Here is an 18,529-nt window from a genome sequence, read left to right as displayed (position 1 = left end):
GCCAGTCGACATGTTTTTTACAGTGAAGGGACATATGTATAACCATGTCGGGAAATGTATGCAGGACTTGTCCTTTAAATAGAGAATATGTTATTTGGGAGTTTTAAAAGGTGGTGTAGGAAGATGAAGCATCCTTTTTCGCGGTTCTTTGGGTTTGGCGAAAAGGAAGAAGAACAACTAGAGATGGAGACACCTAGCAATAATAATGAAGAAATAAGAAAAATTTCCATTTCCGACATTGTGCCTAATCGATTTCAACCAAGGACCGTTTTTAATGACGATAAAATTGCCGAATTGGCTCAAACGATCCATACACATGGGATCATTCAACCAATTGTAGTAAGGGCTTATGGTCAGGGAAAATATGAAATCATTGCAGGTGAGCGTCGTTTCCGGGCCATGCAAAAGCTTGGCTGGGAATTGGCACCTGCTATAATCAAAGATTTCACCGATACAGAAACGGCTTCCGTTGCGCTGATAGAAAACCTTCAGCGTGAAGAACTGACACCGATTGAAGAAGCTTTGGCTTACGGAAAACTATTGGAGCTGCATAGTTTAACCCAAGAAGCCCTGGCACAAAGACTGGGAATTGGTCAATCCACCGTGGCGAATAAGCTTCGGCTGCTTAAGCTGCCGCAGGAGGTTCAGGATGCACTTCTTCAAAAGCAAATTACGGAACGCCATGCCCGCTCGTTGATACCGTTAAAGAGTCCTGAAAAGCAGTTGAAACTGCTTTTGGAAATCATCGAAAAAGGGTTAAACGTCAAGCAGACCGAAGAGCAGGTCGTCAAGCTCTTAACGGGTACTGTGCAGAAGCCGAAACCTAAGCGAAAAGCGTTTAGTAAAGACATGAGGATTGCCGTGAATACCATCCGCCAATCGCTCAGTATGGTTACAGACAATGGAATAAATCTGGATGCAGAGGAAGAAGAATTCGAGGAGTATTATCAATTCACGATTAAAATACCCAAGAAAAAAACTTGATTCCCCATCCTTAGCCCGCTTGGTAGTCTCCGATTACCAAGCTTTTTTTATTTTCTCTCCAAACTGGCATTTTCCACTTTTAAAACATTCAACTTTTCCTGGATTTTCAATGCTTTTAGAAGTATTTCAAATTTTAAGAGGAATTTAAGAAAACGATTTCTTCCAGTAACATTCATGATAAAATAGAAAGAAATAATTGGATTCACGGTAAAAGTCAATAGATATAGCGTCATGAAGATAGTTGAAAGCGGGTGAATTCGTGGGTAAGATTCTCGCCATTGCCAATCAAAAGGGCGGTGTTGGAAAAACGACAACTTCTGTCAGTTTAAGTGCTTGTCTTGCATACATTGGACAGAAAGTCTTAATGGTCGATATTGACCCGCAGGGAAATGCGACAAGCGGTGCAGGTATTGACAAAGCAGATGTGGAACAATGTATTTATGATGTATTGGTTGATGATGTTGAGGCCAGTACCGTAATCATGGAAACAAAGGTGGAAAACCTATATGCTATACCTGCGACAATTCAACTTGCAGGTGCAGAAATTGAACTTGTTCCAACCATCTCAAGGGAAGTCCGATTAAAAAGGGCGTTAGAAGAGGTGCAAAGCCAGTATGATTACATTGTGATTGACTGCCCTCCATCATTGGGTTTGCTTACGCTTAATGCCTTAACGGCTGCCGATGCTGTTTTGATCCCAGTACAATGTGAATATTATGCATTGGAGGGTTTGAGTCAACTATTGAATACGGTCCGCCTCGTCCAAAAGCATTTGAACCATGATTTGAAAATCGAGGGTGTGCTATTGACGATGTTGGATGCAAGAACAAATTTAGGTCTCCAGGTCATAGAAGAAGTCAAAAAATACTTTCAGGATAAAGTCTACCAAACCATCATTCCCCGCAATGTCCGTTTGAGTGAAGCACCGAGCCATGGAGAACCGATAATTATATATGATCCAAAGTCACGAGGGGCGGAGGTCTATCTAGAATTGGCAAAGGAAGTGGTATCAAATGGCTAAAGGGCTTGGCAAAGGACTTAACGCACTTTTCAACAGTGGGGAGATCAGTAAAGATGAAATCGTGCGCGAAATCAAATTAAGGGAATTAAGGCCAAATCCTTATCAGCCCCGAAAGAGCTTTCGGCTAGAAGCTATAGAGGAATTAAAGCAATCCATCATGGAGCATGGGATATTACAGCCGATTATTGCCCGGAAAAGTATTAAGGGATATGAAATCGTGGCTGGGGAAAGGCGTTATCGTGCTGCCAAGGAAGCTGATTTAAAGACAGTTCCTGTCGTTGTGAGGGAATTGAGTGAACAGCAGATGATGGAACTGGCCATTTTGGAAAACCTGCAACGGGAAGATTTGAATCCGATCGAAGAGGCTGCCGCTTATCAAACGCTTCTTGAAAAATTGGAATTCACCCAGGAGCAGCTGGCCAACCGGCTGGGAAAAAGCCGACCCCATATTGCGAACCATCTTAGATTACTATCTTTGCCTGAAGGAATTAGGAGATATATCTCCGACGGGGAAATATCCATGGGACATGGCCGGGCATTGCTGGGTTTAAAGAAAAAAGAGATGCTCAAGCCGGTAGCGGATAAAGTCCTCAAGGAAGGTATGAATGTCAGACAGCTGGAACAGTATATACATCAATTGAATGATACCGTTTCACGTGAAACCAAACCTAAGAAACAAGAGAAAAAAGATATCTTCATAAAGCAAAGGGAGACAAGTCTGCGTGAAAGACTAGGAACGAGCGTAACGATAAAACAAAGCAAGAAAAAAGGAAAAATAGAAATAGAGTTCTTTTCAAAAGAAGATTTAGAGAGAATTTTGAACTTGATCGATCAAGAGAACCTTTCCTCTTAGATCCCCTTATGAAAAGATCATGAAGACATATGCAGAAAATTAGGTGGATGAGATGGTATTATTAGGGGCTTTGGTGAACGGTGCCTGCATTTTAATCGGCTCGATTTTAGGAAGGTTTTTACAACATATACCTGAGAAGATTAAAGAAACGGTCATGAGCGGTATCGGTTTAGCCGTGATGGTTTTAGGCTTGCAGATGGGGTTTAAAAGCGATAATTTCCTTGTTGTCATTTTAAGTATTGTCGGCGGGGCGGTCCTCGGTGAATGGATGAGTCTTGAGGGCAGGCTTAATTCTTTAGGCAATTGGATTGAACGCAGGATGAAAGCGAAGGAAGGAACCTCGATATCTCAGGGGTTTGTAACGGCTACGCTCATATTTGGAATTGGGGCGATGGCCATTATTGGTGCCCTGGATAGCGGTATCCGGAATGATCACGACGTTTTGATAACAAAGGCGATAATCGATGGATTCACAGCACTTGTCCTCGCCAGCACGTTAGGCATAGGGGTACTTTTTTCAGCATTTCCTATCATTCTTTATGAGGGATTCCTGGCGGTTTTTTCAAGGCAAATCAATACGATGATCCCATCTGCATTAATGGATTCCTTCATATTGGAAATGACGGCAACTGGCGGTGTCATGATTTTGGCGATTGGTTTGAATATTATCGGTGTCACCAAAATCAGGGTGGCGAATCTGCTTCCGGGCATAATGATAACGGCCATTCTGGTTACTTTCATGTATTATGTATAAAAAAGAAGGAAGGGGCTGGACCCTTCCTTCTTTTTTATGAAAAAACCGATCAAAGGGTTTTTTCTTGCTTGAATGACCATGTGAAAGGAGTGATGGAAGGTTTTATTGGATAATGGTTTTGTGCTTCATAAATCCCCTCGGCAATGGTTTTCGCCATTTTTAGCACAAGATTAAGACGCGTGTTCTGCAAGACCATGAACTCCATGAATCCACTTACATTCACGATTCCTGTAATATGGGCATTTCCGACGGAAGGAAGGTCTTTATTGACCCCGGCACCCGGCTTAACTGGTCCCTGGCCGATCTGCACGATGCCGACGCTTTTCATTTTCCCCAAGCAAGCATCGATTCCGACTATAAAGGCATTGGCATGCAGCTTTTTAATTTCATTTAATTTTTCCTGTAAATTCATCGCATGTATAGGGTCATCCAGAGTACCATAAACATGGAATGAAGAAGAACTGTTTTCAGCCTTTTCACTAAGCAGAGTGCCGACAAGTGGTCCGAGTGAATCGCCTGTGGAACGGTCTGTGCCTATGCAGACGATGACGATTGGTTGAAGCTTTCCTGTTGGGAGGAGGTTGATTAATTCCTGGGAAATTTGTTTGGATGCATCCGTATCTTCATGCAGGATGCGACTTAATCTATTTTTATTATTATTAAATAGACTAGAATTCAGATTCATCGGCTCAACTCCTTTACTTTATTTGGTATTACAGTATACGGATAAAAAGGGGAAAATATACGGTATTTAACATGATGGGTGAGGGAATTTTTTGCAAAACATGCAAACAGGTGAAGGGGATATGAATCGACGTTATCCTCTACCAATTGCTTTCATCTATACTTTCTAGTAAATAATCATTTGAATGTTCGGGATAAAATTTCTAAATTCTATTAACTATATACCCATAATTTTTTTGTACAGAAACCATTATTTATTGATAAAATAGAGAAAATCTCGCTATTTCATGGTTACCTCCATGCATGGAGGGTAGAGGAATACGTCGAAGATATAATAGATTTGCTGTTATTTGCATTAGGCAGGAGGAAAATATGGATCGCATTTATGATAGTGTTGCAAAAGAGATATTGGATGAAAAGATATGGCTGCTGATGGGCGAGGGTATTATTAAAATCTTCCTTGTTCTGCTGTTATCGCGTATTATTATTACAATAGGAAAGACTATTCTGAATAAATTTTTCAAAGCACGTTTAAGAAGTCCCATTCGGGTAACGGAACGCAGGGAAGCGACACTCATTAAATTGCTGGAAAATATCATTACCTATGTCATCAATTTCATTGCCTTGTTGATGATTCTGGAGATTCTTGGTCTTCATGTAATGCCATTACTCGCTGGTGCCGGTGTTCTCGGTTTGGCCATTGGATTTGGCGCACAAAGTTTGGTCAAGGATATAATTACCGGGTTTTTCGTTATCTTTGAAGATCAGTTCTCGGTTGGGGATTATATTAAAATCAATACTTTTGAAGGGGAAGTCATTGAAATCGGGCTTCGTACGACGAAAATTAAAAGCGGTGTAGGTGAATTGCACTTCATACCCAACGGCAGCATCATCCAGGTTACGAATTATTCCATTTTAAATAGTATGGCAATTGTTGATGTGACCATACCTAACGATGGATCGACCGAGCGTGCTGAGAAGGTGCTGAAAGATCTTTTAAACAGTATGGAAGGCAAATACGAAGCCTTGATCAAAGCACCTGAATTTTTGGGAATTGAAAAAATCAGTCCTGAAGAAATCGTCTTTCGGATTAAAGCGGAAACAAAGCCGATGCATCATATTGAAATCAGTAGGATATTAAGAAAAGAAATAAGTGCTGCGCTTGATGCAAGTGGGATTAAATCTACGTACAATGGCAGCGAGTCATAGGAATTGGGGGGCTCATGATTATGGAAGAAAAGGAATTTGCACTTAAGGATATTGTGGAAATGAAGAAACCACATCCCTGTGGAGTGAATAAGTGGAGAATTATACGGCTCGGAATGGATATCCGGATAAAATGTGAAGGATGCGGTCATAGCGTGATGCTGCCTCGACGTGAATTCGCGAAGAAAATGAAAAAAGTTCTGCAAAAGCATGAGGAGTGATCATGCTTTTTTTTTTGGAGTGAAAGTAGTCCGGCGTTTCTCATGATTTACTTGTCTTTTTAGGAAGCGAAATCTATAATTGGGAAAGGTTTAGGTATTGGATGGTCTTTATAGAAGATCAGTTCTTTTCCCATATGTACGAATCATCTTGAAGGAGTGAAATATAAATGGCTTTAACAGCTGGTATAGTCGGTTTGCCTAACGTAGGTAAATCCACTTTATTTAATGCAATAACTCAGGCAGGTGCGGAATCTGCCAACTACCCTTTCTGTACGATCGACCCGAATGTAGGGATTGTGGAGGTGCCAGATCACCGTCTGCAAAAATTGACTGAATTGGTAAAACCGAAAAAAACGGTTCCGACAGCATTTGAATTCACGGATATCGCCGGGATTGTAAAAGGGGCAAGTAAAGGAGAAGGTTTAGGTAATAAATTCCTTTCCCATATCCGTCAAGTGGATGCAATTTGTCAAGTCGTCCGTTGCTTTGCAGATGATAACATTACCCATGTTTCCGGAAAAGTAAATCCAATCGATGATATCGAGGTCATCAATCTTGAATTGATCCTTGCCGATTTGGAATCTGTTGTCAAACGCATCGACCGTGTCGGAAAAATGGCCAAGCAAAAAGATAAAGCCGCTGTGGCAGAACATGAAATCCTTGTGGCTTTAAAAGAAGCATTGGAAGATGAAAAGCCTGCACGTTCCGTCGAGTTTACCGAAGAACAGCAAAAAATCGTGAAGGGCATGCATTTACTTACAGCTAAGCCGACGCTTTACGTGGCGAACGTTAGCGAAGATGAAGTGGCGAATGCTGACGATAATGAATATGTTCAGCAAGTTCGTGAATATGCCGCTAAGGAAAATGCCGAAGTAATCGTGATTTGTGCCAAAATCGAGGAAGAAATTGCAGAGCTTGAAGGTGAAGAAAAGGAAATGTTCCTATCTGAACTTGGCATCGAGGAGTCAGGTCTAGATCAGCTGATCCGTGCTTCTTATAATCTGCTTGGATTGGCAACATACTTTACAGCTGGCGTACAGGAAGTGCGGGCTTGGACATTCCGCAAAGGAATGAAAGCCCCTCAATGTGCTGGCGTCATTCACACGGACTTCGAACGCGGTTTCATTCGTGCCGAAACGGTTTCTTATACCGATTTACTTGAAGCGGGTAGTCATGGTGCCGCAAAAGAAGCGGGTAAGGTTCGTTTGGAAGGTAAAGAATACATCGTTAACGATGGCGATGTTATCCATTTCCGTTTCAACGTATAAGAATCAAAGACCCTACCATTCCATATGTAGGGTCTTTTTTATAGACTTAAATCATTAGATTACATTTAATTGTAATAAGTCGAACCGTTCGTTGCAAAGCCTCTTTAACTATGCTATAATTTTATCTTGTGAGTAATTATAAATAATTGCTCCTTGCCCAATTGGGCCGCTTAGACCAAAAGGAGGTGACAGTGATGAGAAAATACGAAATTATGTATATCATCCGTCCAAACATTGAGGAAGAAGCTAAAAAAGCTTTAGTTGAACGTTTCAACACAATCCTTTCTGATAATGGTGCGGAAGTAGAAGCAAAAGAATGGGGTAAACGCCGTCTAGCATATGAAATCAATGATTTCCGTGATGGTTACTACATGCTTCTTAAAGTTAACGCTGAAAGTGCTGCGATTCAAGAATTCGATCGTCTAGCTAAAATCAGTGAAGACATTATTCGCCACATGGCTACTAGAGAAGAAGTTTAATTCGACAATTAATATAAATTCTAATCTTGTTTCACATGAAACAAGCTTGAAACCTAGGGGTTGATTCTGATGATGAATCGCGTAGTTTTGGTAGGACGCTTAACTAAAGATCCTGAATTACGATATACACCTAATGGAGTTCCCGTAGCTACCTTTACTTTAGCTGTCAACCGTAGTTTTACGAATCAGCAAGGTGAACGTGAAGCGGATTTCATTAACTGTGTAGTTTGGCGTAAACCGGCAGAAAATGTAGCTAACTTCTTGAAAAAGGGCAGTTTAGCTGGCGTGGATGGACGTGTCCAAACACGTAATTATGAAGGACAAGACGGCAAACGCGTATATGTGACGGAGATTCTGGCTGAGAGCGTTCAATTCCTTGAACCACGAAGCAGTTCAGCGGGTGAAAGAAATGAAGGCGGTTCTTACGGTGGAGGTCAAAGAAGTTATGGTAATAACGGAAATGACAACAATTCGTATGGACAAAATCCTAATCAGAATCAACGAAGCAATAACAACTACACTCGTGTAGATGATGATCCATTTGCAAATGACGGTAAAACAATCGACATTTCAGATGACGATCTTCCGTTTTAAACAGCCGTTTAAAATGAAAATTCAAAAAAGCAGGGAGGGAAATATATTATGGCAATGGGTGGACGTAAAGGACGCGGTAAGCGTAAAAAGGTTTGTTATTTCACATCTAATGGAATCACTAAAATTGATTACAAAGATACAGATCTTCTTAAAAAATTCGTCTCAGAACGCGGTAAAATTTTACCACGTCGTGTAACTGGCACAAGCGCTAAATATCAACGTAAATTAACGATTGCTATTAAACGCTCACGTACTATGGCATTACTACCATACGTATCTGGTGAATAATAAATTGGCACGTTGAGGAGTTATCCTTAATGTGCCTTTTTTAATAAGTTTTCACTTATGCCTGTAAACCGCTGAATTGCGGTTTTTTTATTTCAGAAGAAAGTTATCCGCGCGTTTTCCTCAGAAAAAATAATCATATCCCAAAAAAGACTGTGATGTTTGAAATATCCTGGCCGTAACGGATACAATATAAAGATGGAGATTAGACATCAATCATAACAGGGGGTGAAATAAAGATGAATAGCGGGAGACGAATTGCCGAGGGCGGAGCACTTCTGGCACTATATTGCATTTTATTGTTCATCACCATTCAAATCCCACCATTGGGTATTTTCACTACTTTCTTTTTACCCATTCCATTTATACTGGTCACAATCAAACAAAAGTTATCGTGGAGCCTTGGTTACTTATTTGTAGCCTCGTTATTGTCGATCCTCATCGGGACGATATTGTCTGTTCCGCTGACCTTGCTCATGGGGGCAACGGGAATTGCGATCGGCTATTTTTTGAAAAAGGACAAACCGATGGCACCTATGTTCATAAGCGCAGTCCTTGTCTTTCTGGGGGGCATTTTATTAATGTATGCAGCTTCAGTGTTGATTACGGATGTTAATTACATAGAAGAATCGATGAACATTCTTGAGGGGTCCATTGAAAATTCAATCGGCATCATGGATACCTTTGGACAGGCACCGACAGAGCAAGTCAAAAAGCGGATGTATGAATCGATTGATATGATGAACACGCTGATGCCAAGTTTGTTCGTCTTGATGTCCGTCATCATGGTTTTATTGATTTTCTTTGCAGCGCATCCCATTGTGAAGAGGTTCAGTGATAAGGCGTTAAAATGGCCTCATTTTCGAGATCTGCGACTCCCGAAAAGCCTTTTATGGTATTATTTAATTACGATGCTTCTTGCTCTTTTTGTGAATACGGACAAGAACAGTTTTGTATATATGGCCATAACGAACCTATTTTTCATACTGCAGTTCTTCATTTTATTACAAGGATATTCCCTGATATTCTATATCGCTCATGTTAAGTCATGGGTTAAGGCGATACCTGTTTTAATTGTGGTTTTTTCTTTGCTTCTGCCGATTCCGATTATAACGACGGCCGTCCGATTTTTAGGTATAATAGATTTAGGCTTTCCTTTTAGGGAGACAATCAAGAAAAAGGAATAGAAGACTTTTTTGTAAAACAGATGCTTTTAGGAGCTGAAACTATGCCATCTTATTTGAAAGAATACTCGATTAAGTCCCCATTGTATGGGGTGCTGGCCGCAGTCGTTTTACTTTTGGGCGTACTGGCTTATTATAATTGGGTTATTGCACTTGTTGGACTATTGATTCTTGCTGGTTTATTTTATTTAACATTAAGAATGGTAGAAAAAAAGCAACGGAAGACAGAAGAGTATATAACGACTTTATCCTACCGTTTAAAGAAGGTGGGCGAGGAAGCGTTATTGGAAATGCCGATTGGGATCATGCTCTTTAATGAGGATTATTACATTGAATGGACCAATCCATTCCTGGCTTCTTGTTTTAGTGAGGATTCCTTGGCAGGAAGATCGCTATACGATGTTGCGGACTCGATAGTACCGTTAATCAAGCAAGAGATCGAGACAGAGACACTTACGCTCCACGATCGGAAATTCAAGGTGGTCCATAAGCGTGATGAAAGGCTTCTTTACTTTTTTGATGTGACGGAGCAAGTGGAAATTGAGAAATTATATGAAGATGAGCGAACGGCAATTGCGATTATTCTTCTTGATAATTATGATGATTTGACACAGGGTATGGATGATCAGCGTAAAAGCAGCATTAATAGCTTGGTTACCTCACTTCTCGATAAGTGGGCAAGGGATAATGGCGTTTTCTTTAAACGGGTTTCCTCGGAACGATTCATCGCTGTCTTTAATGAGCATATCCTTCAGCAGCTTGAAAAGGGGAAATTCTCGATTTTGGATGAAATCAGGGAAACGACGGCCAAGCAAAATGTACCACTGACCTTGAGCATCGGGGTCGGCTCGGCCGTGTCATCCTTGCCGGAACTAGGTACGCTTGCCCAGTCCAGCTTGGATCTCGCTTTAGGGCGGGGCGGTGACCAGGTGGCCATAAAGCAAGCGAATGGAAAAGTGAAATTCTATGGCGGCAAAACCAATCCGATGGAAAAACGCACGAGGGTCCGTGCCCGTGTGATTTCCCATGCATTGAAGGATATAGTCCTTGATAGCGATAAAGTCATTGTCATGGGCCATAAAAACCCGGATATGGACGCAATCGGTTCAGCGATCGGCATCTTGAAAGTAGCCCAAATGAATGAACGTGAAGGCTATATTGTCATCAACACCCAGCAGCTCGACAGCAGTGTCCTTCGTCTAATGGAAGAAATCAAAAATAAAGAAGAGCTGTATGCCCGGTTCATAACACCTGATGACGCATTTGAAATGATTACGGATGAGACCTTGCTGGTTGTGGTCGATACCCATAAACCTTCCATGGTGATTGAAGAGCGGTTATTGAATAGAATCGATAAGGTTGTGGTTATTGACCATCATCGGCGGGGTGAGGAGTTCATCAAAAACTCATTGCTCGTCTATATGGAGCCATATGCATCTTCAACGGCAGAGCTTGTGACCGAATTGCTTGAATATCAGCCGAAACGCTCAAAAATTGATATGCTGGAGTCGACGGCGCTTCTTGCAGGTATCATCGTCGATACGAAAAGCTTCACCTTAAGAACAGGATCACGTACTTTCGATGCAGCCTCATATCTAAGGGCGCATGGAGCTGATACGGTACTTGTCCAGAAATTCTTAAAAGAAGACGTGGACACCTATATCAAACGATCGAAGCTCATTGAAGAAGTCATCTTTTATAAAAAGGGAATTGCCATTGCCGCGGCAAAAACCGATCAGGTTCATAATCAGGTGCTCATTGCTCAGGCTGCGGACACCCTATTGACGATGGATGGCGTTGTCGCTTCCTTTGTAATGGCTAAGCGGTCTGATGATACGGTGGGGATAAGTGCGCGTTCTCTTGGTGATATCAATGTACAGGTGATCATGGAAATGTTGAATGGAGGCGGACATCTAACGAATGCCGCCACTCAACAGGTATGCTCCATTGATGAAGCCGAAAGTCGATTGAAAGCAGCTATTGATGAATATTTAGAAGGGGGATATAAAGAATGAAAGTGATATTTCTTAAAGACGTTAAAGGGAAAGGGAAAAAAGGGGAAGTTAAAAATGTTGCGGATGGTTATGCACATAATTTCCTGCTTAAACAAGGATTGGCCGTTGAAGCAAATAATTCAAACGTGAAAACTTTGGAAGCACAGAAAAATAAAGAAGAATCACTTGCAGCAGAAGAGCTGCAGCAGGCTGAAGAATTGAAAGTGCAGCTGGAGAAATTAACGGTTGAACTATCTGCCAAAGCCGGTGAGGGCGGGCGTTTATTCGGTTCCATCACGACTAAACAAATTGCATCTGAGCTTCAGAAAAAACACGGTATCAAGGTTGATAAACGTAAAATGGAGCTTGCTGAAGGCATCCGCACTTTAGGGCATACAAAGCTTCCGGTGAAGCTTCATCCTGAAGTCACTGCAACACTGACTGTGCATGTGAAAGAAATTAACTAATTTTAGCTGTTTCATATCTGTGAAAAATTGATAAAATAGAGATAGACGAAAAATGTGATTGGGCATGTTGTCCTTTCACTTTTTTCTTTTTCACTAGAAACATATAAAAGGTATCCTCTTAGAATGGGAGGTTTTAAGATATGATAGAACAATTTCAGGATAGGATTCCACCTCAAAATATAGAAGCCGAACAGGCCGTGCTAGGAGCCATTTTTCTTGAGCCCTCTTCATTGACCGTTACATCGGAAGTTTTGATTCCGGAGGATTTTTATAGAAGCTCTCATCAAAAGATCTTTAATGTGATGCTTAAATTGAATGACGAAGGAAAAGCTGTCGATTTGATTACGGTGACAGAGGAATTGGCTGCGACAAAAAACCTTGAAGAAGTTGGCGGGGTTTCTTATTTAAGTGAATTGGCCGGATCGGTGCCTACCGCGGCCAATATTGAATATTATGCCCGCATCGTCGAGGAGAAGTCATTGCTGCGCCGTTTGATCCGGACTGCGACGAACATCGCTCAGGAAGGCTACAGTCGTGAGGACGAGGTCGAGGAGCTGCTAGGTGAAGCAGAAAAAACGATCATGGAAGTGGCCCAGCGTAAGAATTCCGGGGCTTTTCAAAATATTAAGGATGTATTGGTTGCGACTTACGATAATATAGAAATTTTGACTACCCGTAAAGGGGATGTCACGGGAATACCGACAGGGTTTGCTGAACTGGATCGAATGACAGCGGGGTTCCAACGTAATGACCTCATCATAGTTGGTGCCCGCCCTTCGGTTGGTAAAACCGCTTTTGCATTGAACATCGCTCAAAACGTTGCGACCAAAACGGAGGAGAATGTAGCGATTTTCAGTCTTGAAATGGGTGCAGAGCAGCTCGTTATGCGTATGCTCTGTGCTGAAGGGAATATCAACGCCCAGAATTTACGGACAGGTTCCTTAACTGATGAGGATTGGCGTAAACTGACGATGGCGATGGGAAGCTTGTCGAATGCCGGCATTTATATCGATGATACGCCAGGTGTCAGGATTGGTGAAATCCGTTCAAAATGCCGTCGTTTGAAGCAGGAACATGGCCTTGGCATGATATTGATCGATTACCTGCAGTTAATTCAAGGCGATGGCCGTTCAGGCGACAACCGTCAGCAAGAGGTATCCGAGATTTCACGTTCACTCAAAGCGCTGGCTCGGGAACTTAAAGTGCCCGTCATCGCCCTTTCCCAGCTATCGCGGGGAGTGGAGCAGCGTCAGGATAAGCGCCCGATGATGTCTGATATCCGGGAATCCGGGAGTATCGAGCAGGATGCTGATATCGTCGCATTCTTATACCGTGATGATTATTATGATAAAGAATCCGAGAATAAAAATATCATTGAAATCATTATAGCGAAACAGCGTAATGGTCCGGTGGGCACGGTTTCGCTTGCATTCGTAAAAGAATATAATAAATTCGTCAATCTCGAACGCCGCTTCGATGATGATTCGATGTCTCCCGGCGCATAGGGGACTGCCTGCCATTCATGCAATGGCGGGCTTTCTCTGTTTCAGGAAAAAGAAAGGCCCTAATGATAATAGAAAAAGAAATCAGAGGGTACAATAATGTTTGACAATCCTAAAAAAACCGGAAAGAAATTTCTCATATTTACGAACAAAGAATTTTTTAAAAAGTGTATTGTTCGGATTTTGTATTGACTTCCAGTTTGGATTATTGATAAAATAAGTTTGTTTGATAAGAACCGGTTAATGATCGGTATTACGTGAACCTTTGGAGGTGCTTTATTCAGATGTCATCAGTTGTAGTAGTCGGTACACAATGGGGAGACGAAGGTAAAGGTAAAATAACAGATTTTCTATCCCAGAATGCGGAAGCCATCGCTCGTTATCAAGGTGGGAATAATGCAGGGCATACAATTAAATTTAACGGCGTTACCTATAAACTGCATTTAATTCCGTCAGGGATTTTTTATAGTGATAAGATTTGTGTCATTGGAAACGGTATGGTAGTTGATCCAAAAGCTCTTGTAGAGGAGCTTGCTTATTTACATAGCCATGGGGTGAGTACGGATAATCTTCGTATCTCGAATCGTGCACATGTCATTCTTCCTTACCATATTAAATTGGATGAAGTCGAAGAAGACCGTAAAGGCGCCAACAAAATTGGAACGACTAAAAAGGGAATCGGCCCTGCATATATGGACAAAGCTGCTCGTAACGGAATCCGCATGGCAGACCTTTTGGACCGTGAAATTTTCGAGGAAAAACTGTCTCAAAATCTTGTCGAAAAAAACCGTATGTTCGAACGCTTCTATGAAACGGAAGGTTTCAAAATTGAAGATATCTTGGAAGAATACTATGAGTACGGACAACAAGTGCAGAAATATGTTTGTGATACATCCGTTGTATTGAATGACGCACTTGATGAAGGAAAACGGGTATTATTCGAAGGGGCACAAGGTGTCATGCTTGATATCGATCAAGGAACATACCCATTCGTCACTTCTTCCAACCCGGTTGCAGGTGGAGTTACAATCGGTTCGGGTGTAGGTCCTACGAAGATCAACCATGTGGTTGGAGTATGTAAAGCATACACAAGCCGCGTGGGCGATGGTCCTTTCCCTACAGAATTGCATGATGAAGTCGGTAACCAAATCCGGGAAATTGGCCGTGAATATGGAACAACTACAGGCAGACCGCGCCGTGTAGGCTGGTTTGACGCTGTTGTCGTTCGCCATGCTCGCCGTGTCAGCGGGATTACCGATTTATCATTGAACTCGATTGACGTATTATCAGGTCTTGATACGGTCAAAATTTGTGTGGCCTATGAATACAAAGGAGAAATCATTCATGAGGTACCAGCGACTTTGAAAGCGATTGGCGAATGTAAACCAGTCTATGAAGAGCTGCCAGGCTGGTCAGAAGACATCACAGGCTGCAAATCATTGGATGAGCTTCCAGAGAACGCTCGCCACTATGTAGAGCGCGTATCTCAATTGGTAGGCATTCCTTTGACCACTTTCTCTGTCGGTCCTGACCGTAACCAAACAAATGTCGTGAGAAGCCCTTGGCGTCTAGCGTAATTCATGAAAAAGGAGCTGGCTTTTTTTGCCGGCTCTTCTTTCATTTTTATGATCGATGCATTATATGTCACGTTCGGGAGGTCCGGGATACCGAGTGAATGTGGATAAAAACTATAGGGAAAATAAAAAAGATAAGAAAAAAATAATTTTATTTCAAAAAACTATTGCCTAAACTATAAGAACCATGATATTATCAAAAGCGTCGTCACAATAGAACAAGCCATTAACAAGTTGCAGATGGTAAGTTAACATCCAGCAAAGAAACATTTCATTAGAACGAGCCATTAGCTCAGTTGGTAGAGCATCTGACTTTTAATCAGAGGGTCGAAGGTTCGAATCCTTCATGGCTCACCATTTTTTCCGGCCCATTGGTCAAGCGGTTAAGACACCGCCCTTTCACGGCGGTAACACGGGTTCGAATCCCGTATGGGTCACTTCTTTATATATATGCTTTACTGGTCCCGTGGTGTAGCGGTTAACATGCCTGCCTGTCACGCAGGAGATCGCGGGTTCGATTCCCGTCGGGACCGCCATTTTATTTTTATTCTAAAATAGAATATTTGGCTCAGTAGCTCAGTCGGTAGAGCAAAGGACTGAAAATCCTTGTGTCGGCGGTTCGATTCCGTCCTGAGCCATCCTTGTATAAACGCCTTTCCTTTAGGGCGTTTTTTTGTTATGTGCCCAGAGGATTCTGAATGAAATCTTGTAATAGATTGTTAACGTTTTGTAACATACCATTTTCGGCCAATTCGGGATATAACCCGCTTTTACCCTTGGTGGGCTTAGGCCCACTCCTCTTTCCGCAGTTTATTGAACTGTCCCCATTACCATATCTATTGGTACAAGTTGTCACCATTTATACAGTTCTATTACATTATGAAGTCGGTTTCTTGTTTTTTTTCTTAATATGGTAGAGTTATGAGTGATAAAAATCATTATAGAAATCAGTCATAAGCATCAGGATATTTAAATTGGACTAATAAATCTCAAATAAATTTGATTAGTTTCTTAATTGGTGACTGAGCCGTTAAGGAGGACAATATATGTTTAGCTCAAAAGGCAAGGGGATCATCCTGTTGATGGTTTCCGTCATTTTGGTGCTTGCGGGCAATCGGGTAACTGCTGCTGGGATATCGGAAACTACAACCATACAGCATGTTTATCTTAATGATGAATTCGTCGGCAGTGTGACGGATGAAACGGAAATCGAAAACATCGTAGCCGATAAGGTAGAGGAAGCACAGGAAGATTATCCTGACTTTACATTCGATAAGGAGACACAGCTGAAGTTCGTACCTGAAGAGGTATTCGATGAAGATGTTAAAGAGGATCAGGCTGTTAAGGGAATTCAAGATCAGTTGAATGTGAAGGCCGAGGCGTATGAAATCGACATAGATAACCAGGCGGTCGCTTATGTTGCGTCAAAGGAAGATGCAGAAGACGTTCTGGAGAAAATCACTTTATTATATGTAAATGAAGAGGAATATGCTGAATACGAATCAGGTAAAAAAGAAAGTGAAAAAGATGCCGATTCGTTAAAAGAGCCAGGAAGCAGAATTTTGGATATCGAATTTTCACATCCCGTTACGTTTAAAGAGACAATGGTATATCCAGACGAAATCAAGAGTGTCGATAAAACCCTTTCCATGATAGAAGAAGGAAAGGAAGAAACGACGATCTATGAGGCTAAGGAAGATGAAGATCTTGAAGCCATTGCCAATAGCCATGATATGGACCTGGATCAACTGCTGGAGCTGAATCCGGGACAGGATGAGGAAAAAGGTGTTAAAGAGGGCGAGCGTCTCTATGTGACCCAACGTACCCCCTATGTGAACGTAATGGTAGAAAGAGAAGTATTAAAGGAAGAGAGAATTCCTTTTGAAAAGAAAGTGAAGGAGGATGACGAACTTCCAAAGGGCGAACTCATTACTGAACAAATGGGGAATGAGGGGATTCTTGCGTTCACCTATAATGTATCTGAAACAAATGGAAAGAAAATCAGTGAATCGATCGTAAAAAAAGAAGTCACGGAAGAAGCTAAAATGGAAATCACCAGAAAAGGCACCAAGGTCATACCTTCACAGGGCAGCGGTACATATTCATGGCCTGCAGATGGGGGCTATATTTCCAGTAAGCAGGGCCAGCGCTGGGGGAAACTTCATAAAGGTATCGATATTGCAAGGCCAGCCACCAGGACCATAACGGCAGCAGATCATGGGATCATCGAAACTGCCGGGAATTCCGGAGGATATGGAAATAAGATAACGATCAATCATAATAATGGATATAAGACAGTGTATGCCCATTTGGATTCAATAGATGTAAAAGCCGGACAAAAGATTGAAAAAGGCATGAAAATTGGGATGATGGGTTCAACAGGTCACTCGACCGGTGTCCACCTTCATTTTGAAATATATAAAAATGGGTCTCTCGTTAATCCGCTAAACTATATAAGTCAGTAATTGATGGAAGTCTTCGAAAATTATTCGAAGACTTCTTCTGCTTCATTAATAGATGAGAATAATAGGAAAAAGGTGATTTAATGCCTATAAAATGATAAAGTAGAATAGAGACAATTTGCTTTCATTCCAGTGTTCAGCCCCTTTTATTGGGTATATATATGCAACTTTGCTGAAACTAGGTTGCGAAGCTTTGTGAAAGCAGAAGGAAAAGTGAATAAGGTCCCGGATAAGGACACGGTTTTTAATAGATTCAGTTCAGTTATTAAAAAGGAGATAAGTACATGGATAAAAAGATTTTGGTAGTGGATGACGAAAAGCCAATTGCTGATATATTACAATTCAATCTAAAAAAAGAGGGCTACGAAGTTTTTTGTGCTTATGATGGCAATGAAGCTCTCAAAATGGTGGAAGAACGGCAACCTGATTTGATTTTACTTGATATCATGCTGCCGCAGCGCGATGGGATGGAAGTATGCAGGGAAGTAAGGAAGAAGTATGAAACCCCGATCATCATGCTAACGGCAAAAGACTCGGAGATAGATAAGGTGTTAGGATTGGAGCTTGGTGCAGACGACTATGTGACAAAGCCATTTAGTACCCGGGAAATAATTGCCCGCGTTAAGGCGAACCTTAGACGTCAGCAAGCCGTTCCGGTTCCCGATCAAGAAAATGAACCGAAGGAAATTACGATAGGCACGCTCACTATCCATCCGGATGCCTATGTGGTATCCAAGCGCGGCGATACGATAGAATTGACGCATCGTGAATTTGAGTTGCTTCATTACTTAGCCAAGCACATCGGTCAGGTCATGACGAGGGAGCACTTATTACAAACCGTGTGGGGCTATGATTATTTTGGTGATGTGCGGACGGTCGATGTAACGGTCAGACGTCTTCGTGAGAAGATTGAAGACAATCCAAGCCATCCTGGCTGGATTGTAACTAGAAGAGGGGTCGGTTATTACCTGCGTAACCCTGAACAGGAGTAGTTTCT

Annotated in this window: 18 protein-coding genes and 4 tRNA genes; 21 read left to right on the top strand and 1 reads right to left on the bottom strand. The window is 41.8% G+C overall.

Annotated elements, in window-relative coordinates; all coding sequences use genetic code 11:
* Positions 1-123: 123 nt before the first annotated feature.
* From noc to AC3WLU_RS04790, 4 genes are all read left to right on the top strand, one after another.
* Complete coding sequence (gene noc, locus AC3WLU_RS04805) at positions 124-984, top strand: nucleoid occlusion protein (protein ID WP_034316169.1); 861 nt, start codon at positions 124-126, stop codon at positions 982-984.
* Positions 985-1,243: 259 nt separating this feature from the next.
* Positions 1,244-2,005 (top strand): ParA family protein, encoded by a 762-nt coding sequence (locus tag AC3WLU_RS04800; protein ID WP_034316249.1) that lies wholly within the window; start codon positions 1,244-1,246, stop codon positions 2,003-2,005.
* A complete protein-coding gene (locus AC3WLU_RS04795) occupies positions 1,998-2,858 on the top strand; it encodes a ParB/RepB/Spo0J family partition protein (protein ID WP_063574570.1) in 861 nt (286 codons plus the stop codon). Before AC3WLU_RS04800 ends, AC3WLU_RS04795 begins: the two co-directional genes overlap by 8 nt.
* A 52-nt stretch (positions 2,859-2,910) precedes the next feature.
* The gene (locus AC3WLU_RS04790) at positions 2,911-3,612 is read left to right on the top strand and encodes a DUF554 domain-containing protein (protein ID WP_492596888.1); all 702 of its coding nucleotides are present in this window, start codon (positions 2,911-2,913) and stop codon (positions 3,610-3,612) included.
* A 49-nt stretch (positions 3,613-3,661) separates the two neighbouring features.
* Here the strand turns inward: AC3WLU_RS04790 and yyaC are convergent, their stop codons facing one another.
* Entirely contained in the window at positions 3,662-4,297 is a 636-nt protein-coding gene (yyaC, locus tag AC3WLU_RS04785) for a spore protease YyaC (protein WP_053536995.1), read from the bottom strand.
* A gap of 371 nt (positions 4,298-4,668) precedes the next feature.
* On the opposite strand from yyaC, the gene AC3WLU_RS04780 reads away from it, so the two are divergent.
* The 17 genes from AC3WLU_RS04780 to yycF all read left to right on the top strand — a co-directional run bounded on the left by AC3WLU_RS04780 (position 4,669) and on the right by yycF (position 18,524).
* Positions 4,669-5,505 (top strand): mechanosensitive ion channel family protein, encoded by an 837-nt coding sequence (locus tag AC3WLU_RS04780; RefSeq protein ID WP_492596887.1) that lies wholly within the window; start codon positions 4,669-4,671, stop codon positions 5,503-5,505.
* Positions 5,506-5,525: 20 nt separating this feature from the next.
* On the top strand, positions 5,526-5,723 hold the full coding sequence (locus tag AC3WLU_RS04775) for a DUF951 domain-containing protein (RefSeq protein WP_034316158.1): 198 nt from the start codon (positions 5,526-5,528) through the stop codon (positions 5,721-5,723).
* A 167-nt stretch (positions 5,724-5,890) separates the two neighbouring features.
* The gene (gene ychF, locus AC3WLU_RS04770) at positions 5,891-6,991 is read left to right on the top strand and encodes a redox-regulated ATPase YchF (RefSeq protein WP_034316156.1); all 1,101 of its coding nucleotides are present in this window, start codon (positions 5,891-5,893) and stop codon (positions 6,989-6,991) included.
* Between the two features lie 194 nt (positions 6,992-7,185).
* A complete protein-coding gene (rpsF, locus tag AC3WLU_RS04765) occupies positions 7,186-7,470 on the top strand; it encodes a 30S ribosomal protein S6 (RefSeq protein WP_034316153.1) in 285 nt (94 codons plus the stop codon).
* A 69-nt stretch (positions 7,471-7,539) separates the two neighbouring features.
* Positions 7,540-8,064 carry a single-stranded DNA-binding protein gene (gene ssb, locus AC3WLU_RS04760; protein WP_057278276.1) on the top strand — a complete coding sequence of 175 codons (525 nt, stop codon included), beginning with the start codon at positions 7,540-7,542 and terminating at the stop codon, positions 8,062-8,064.
* 48 nt (positions 8,065-8,112) lie between these two features.
* Positions 8,113-8,352, top strand: a complete 240-nt coding sequence (gene rpsR / locus AC3WLU_RS04755; RefSeq protein WP_053348323.1) for a 30S ribosomal protein S18 — start codon at positions 8,113-8,115, stop codon at positions 8,350-8,352.
* A 236-nt stretch (positions 8,353-8,588) separates the two neighbouring features.
* On the top strand, positions 8,589-9,536 hold the full coding sequence (locus AC3WLU_RS04750; protein WP_487373715.1) for a YybS family protein: 948 nt from the start codon (positions 8,589-8,591) through the stop codon (positions 9,534-9,536).
* Between the two features lie 41 nt (positions 9,537-9,577).
* Complete coding sequence (locus tag AC3WLU_RS04745) at positions 9,578-11,548, top strand: DHH family phosphoesterase (RefSeq protein WP_053536992.1); 1,971 nt, start codon at positions 9,578-9,580, stop codon at positions 11,546-11,548.
* Positions 11,545-11,994: a 50S ribosomal protein L9 gene (gene rplI / locus AC3WLU_RS04740; protein ID WP_034316140.1), complete on the top strand. Its 450-nt coding sequence runs from the start codon at positions 11,545-11,547 to the stop codon at positions 11,992-11,994. Before AC3WLU_RS04745 ends, rplI begins: the two co-directional genes overlap by 4 nt.
* 140 nt (positions 11,995-12,134) lie before the next feature.
* Positions 12,135-13,499, top strand: a complete 1,365-nt coding sequence (gene dnaB / locus AC3WLU_RS04735) for a replicative DNA helicase (protein WP_492596886.1) — start codon at positions 12,135-12,137, stop codon at positions 13,497-13,499.
* Positions 13,500-13,780: 281 nt separating this feature from the next.
* Positions 13,781-15,073, top strand: a complete 1,293-nt coding sequence (locus AC3WLU_RS04730) for an adenylosuccinate synthase (protein ID WP_034316136.1) — start codon at positions 13,781-13,783, stop codon at positions 15,071-15,073.
* 278 nt (positions 15,074-15,351) lie between these two features.
* Positions 15,352-15,427, top strand: a tRNA-Lys gene (locus AC3WLU_RS04725).
* A gap of 8 nt (positions 15,428-15,435) precedes the next feature.
* Positions 15,436-15,507: transfer RNA gene (locus AC3WLU_RS04720), tRNA-Glu, on the top strand.
* Between the two features lie 23 nt (positions 15,508-15,530).
* Positions 15,531-15,606: transfer RNA gene (locus AC3WLU_RS04715), tRNA-Asp, on the top strand.
* A 29-nt stretch (positions 15,607-15,635) separates the two neighbouring features.
* Positions 15,636-15,708 (top strand) — tRNA-Phe (locus AC3WLU_RS04710).
* A gap of 408 nt (positions 15,709-16,116) precedes the next feature.
* Positions 16,117-17,535: a peptidoglycan DD-metalloendopeptidase family protein gene (locus AC3WLU_RS04705; protein ID WP_492596885.1), complete on the top strand. Its 1,419-nt coding sequence runs from the start codon at positions 16,117-16,119 to the stop codon at positions 17,533-17,535.
* Positions 17,536-17,816: 281 nt separating this feature from the next.
* The gene (yycF, locus tag AC3WLU_RS04700; RefSeq protein WP_034316131.1) at positions 17,817-18,524 is read left to right on the top strand and encodes a response regulator YycF; all 708 of its coding nucleotides are present in this window, start codon (positions 17,817-17,819) and stop codon (positions 18,522-18,524) included.
* Positions 18,525-18,529: the final 5 nt, after the last annotated feature.

The sequence above is a fragment of the Peribacillus sp. FW305-BF15 genome (assembly GCF_058783805.1).
The sequence above is the reverse complement of the archived record's forward strand: the minus strand, read 5'-3'. Positions and strand labels throughout refer to the sequence as shown.

Excerpts from the sequence above, each read along its gene's own strand:
- noc (WP_034316169.1), top strand. The coding sequence starts at position 124 with ATGAAGCATCCTTTTTCGCGGTTCTTTGGGTTTGGCGAAAAGGAAGAA.
- AC3WLU_RS04795 (WP_063574570.1), top strand. The coding sequence starts at position 1,998 with ATGGCTAAAGGGCTTGGCAAAGGACTTAACGCACTTTTCAACAGTGGG.
- AC3WLU_RS04790 (WP_492596888.1), top strand. The coding sequence starts at position 2,911 with ATGGTATTATTAGGGGCTTTGGTGAACGGTGCCTGCATTTTAATCGGC.
- yyaC (WP_053536995.1), bottom strand. The coding sequence starts at position 4,297 with ATGAATCTGAATTCTAGTCTATTTAATAATAATAAAAATAGATTAAGT.
- AC3WLU_RS04780 (WP_492596887.1), top strand. The coding sequence starts at position 4,669 with ATGGATCGCATTTATGATAGTGTTGCAAAAGAGATATTGGATGAAAAG.
- AC3WLU_RS04775 (WP_034316158.1), top strand. The coding sequence starts at position 5,526 with ATGGAAGAAAAGGAATTTGCACTTAAGGATATTGTGGAAATGAAGAAA.
- ychF (WP_034316156.1), top strand. The coding sequence starts at position 5,891 with ATGGCTTTAACAGCTGGTATAGTCGGTTTGCCTAACGTAGGTAAATCC.
- rpsF (WP_034316153.1), top strand. The coding sequence starts at position 7,186 with ATGAGAAAATACGAAATTATGTATATCATCCGTCCAAACATTGAGGAA.
- ssb (WP_057278276.1), top strand. The coding sequence starts at position 7,540 with ATGATGAATCGCGTAGTTTTGGTAGGACGCTTAACTAAAGATCCTGAA.
- rpsR (WP_053348323.1), top strand. The coding sequence starts at position 8,113 with ATGGCAATGGGTGGACGTAAAGGACGCGGTAAGCGTAAAAAGGTTTGT.
- AC3WLU_RS04750 (WP_487373715.1), top strand. The coding sequence starts at position 8,589 with ATGAATAGCGGGAGACGAATTGCCGAGGGCGGAGCACTTCTGGCACTA.
- AC3WLU_RS04745 (WP_053536992.1), top strand. The coding sequence starts at position 9,578 with ATGCCATCTTATTTGAAAGAATACTCGATTAAGTCCCCATTGTATGGG.
- rplI (WP_034316140.1), top strand. The coding sequence starts at position 11,545 with ATGAAAGTGATATTTCTTAAAGACGTTAAAGGGAAAGGGAAAAAAGGG.
- dnaB (WP_492596886.1), top strand. The coding sequence starts at position 12,135 with ATGATAGAACAATTTCAGGATAGGATTCCACCTCAAAATATAGAAGCC.
- AC3WLU_RS04730 (WP_034316136.1), top strand. The coding sequence starts at position 13,781 with ATGTCATCAGTTGTAGTAGTCGGTACACAATGGGGAGACGAAGGTAAA.
- AC3WLU_RS04705 (WP_492596885.1), top strand. The coding sequence starts at position 16,117 with ATGTTTAGCTCAAAAGGCAAGGGGATCATCCTGTTGATGGTTTCCGTC.
- yycF (WP_034316131.1), top strand. The coding sequence starts at position 17,817 with ATGGATAAAAAGATTTTGGTAGTGGATGACGAAAAGCCAATTGCTGAT.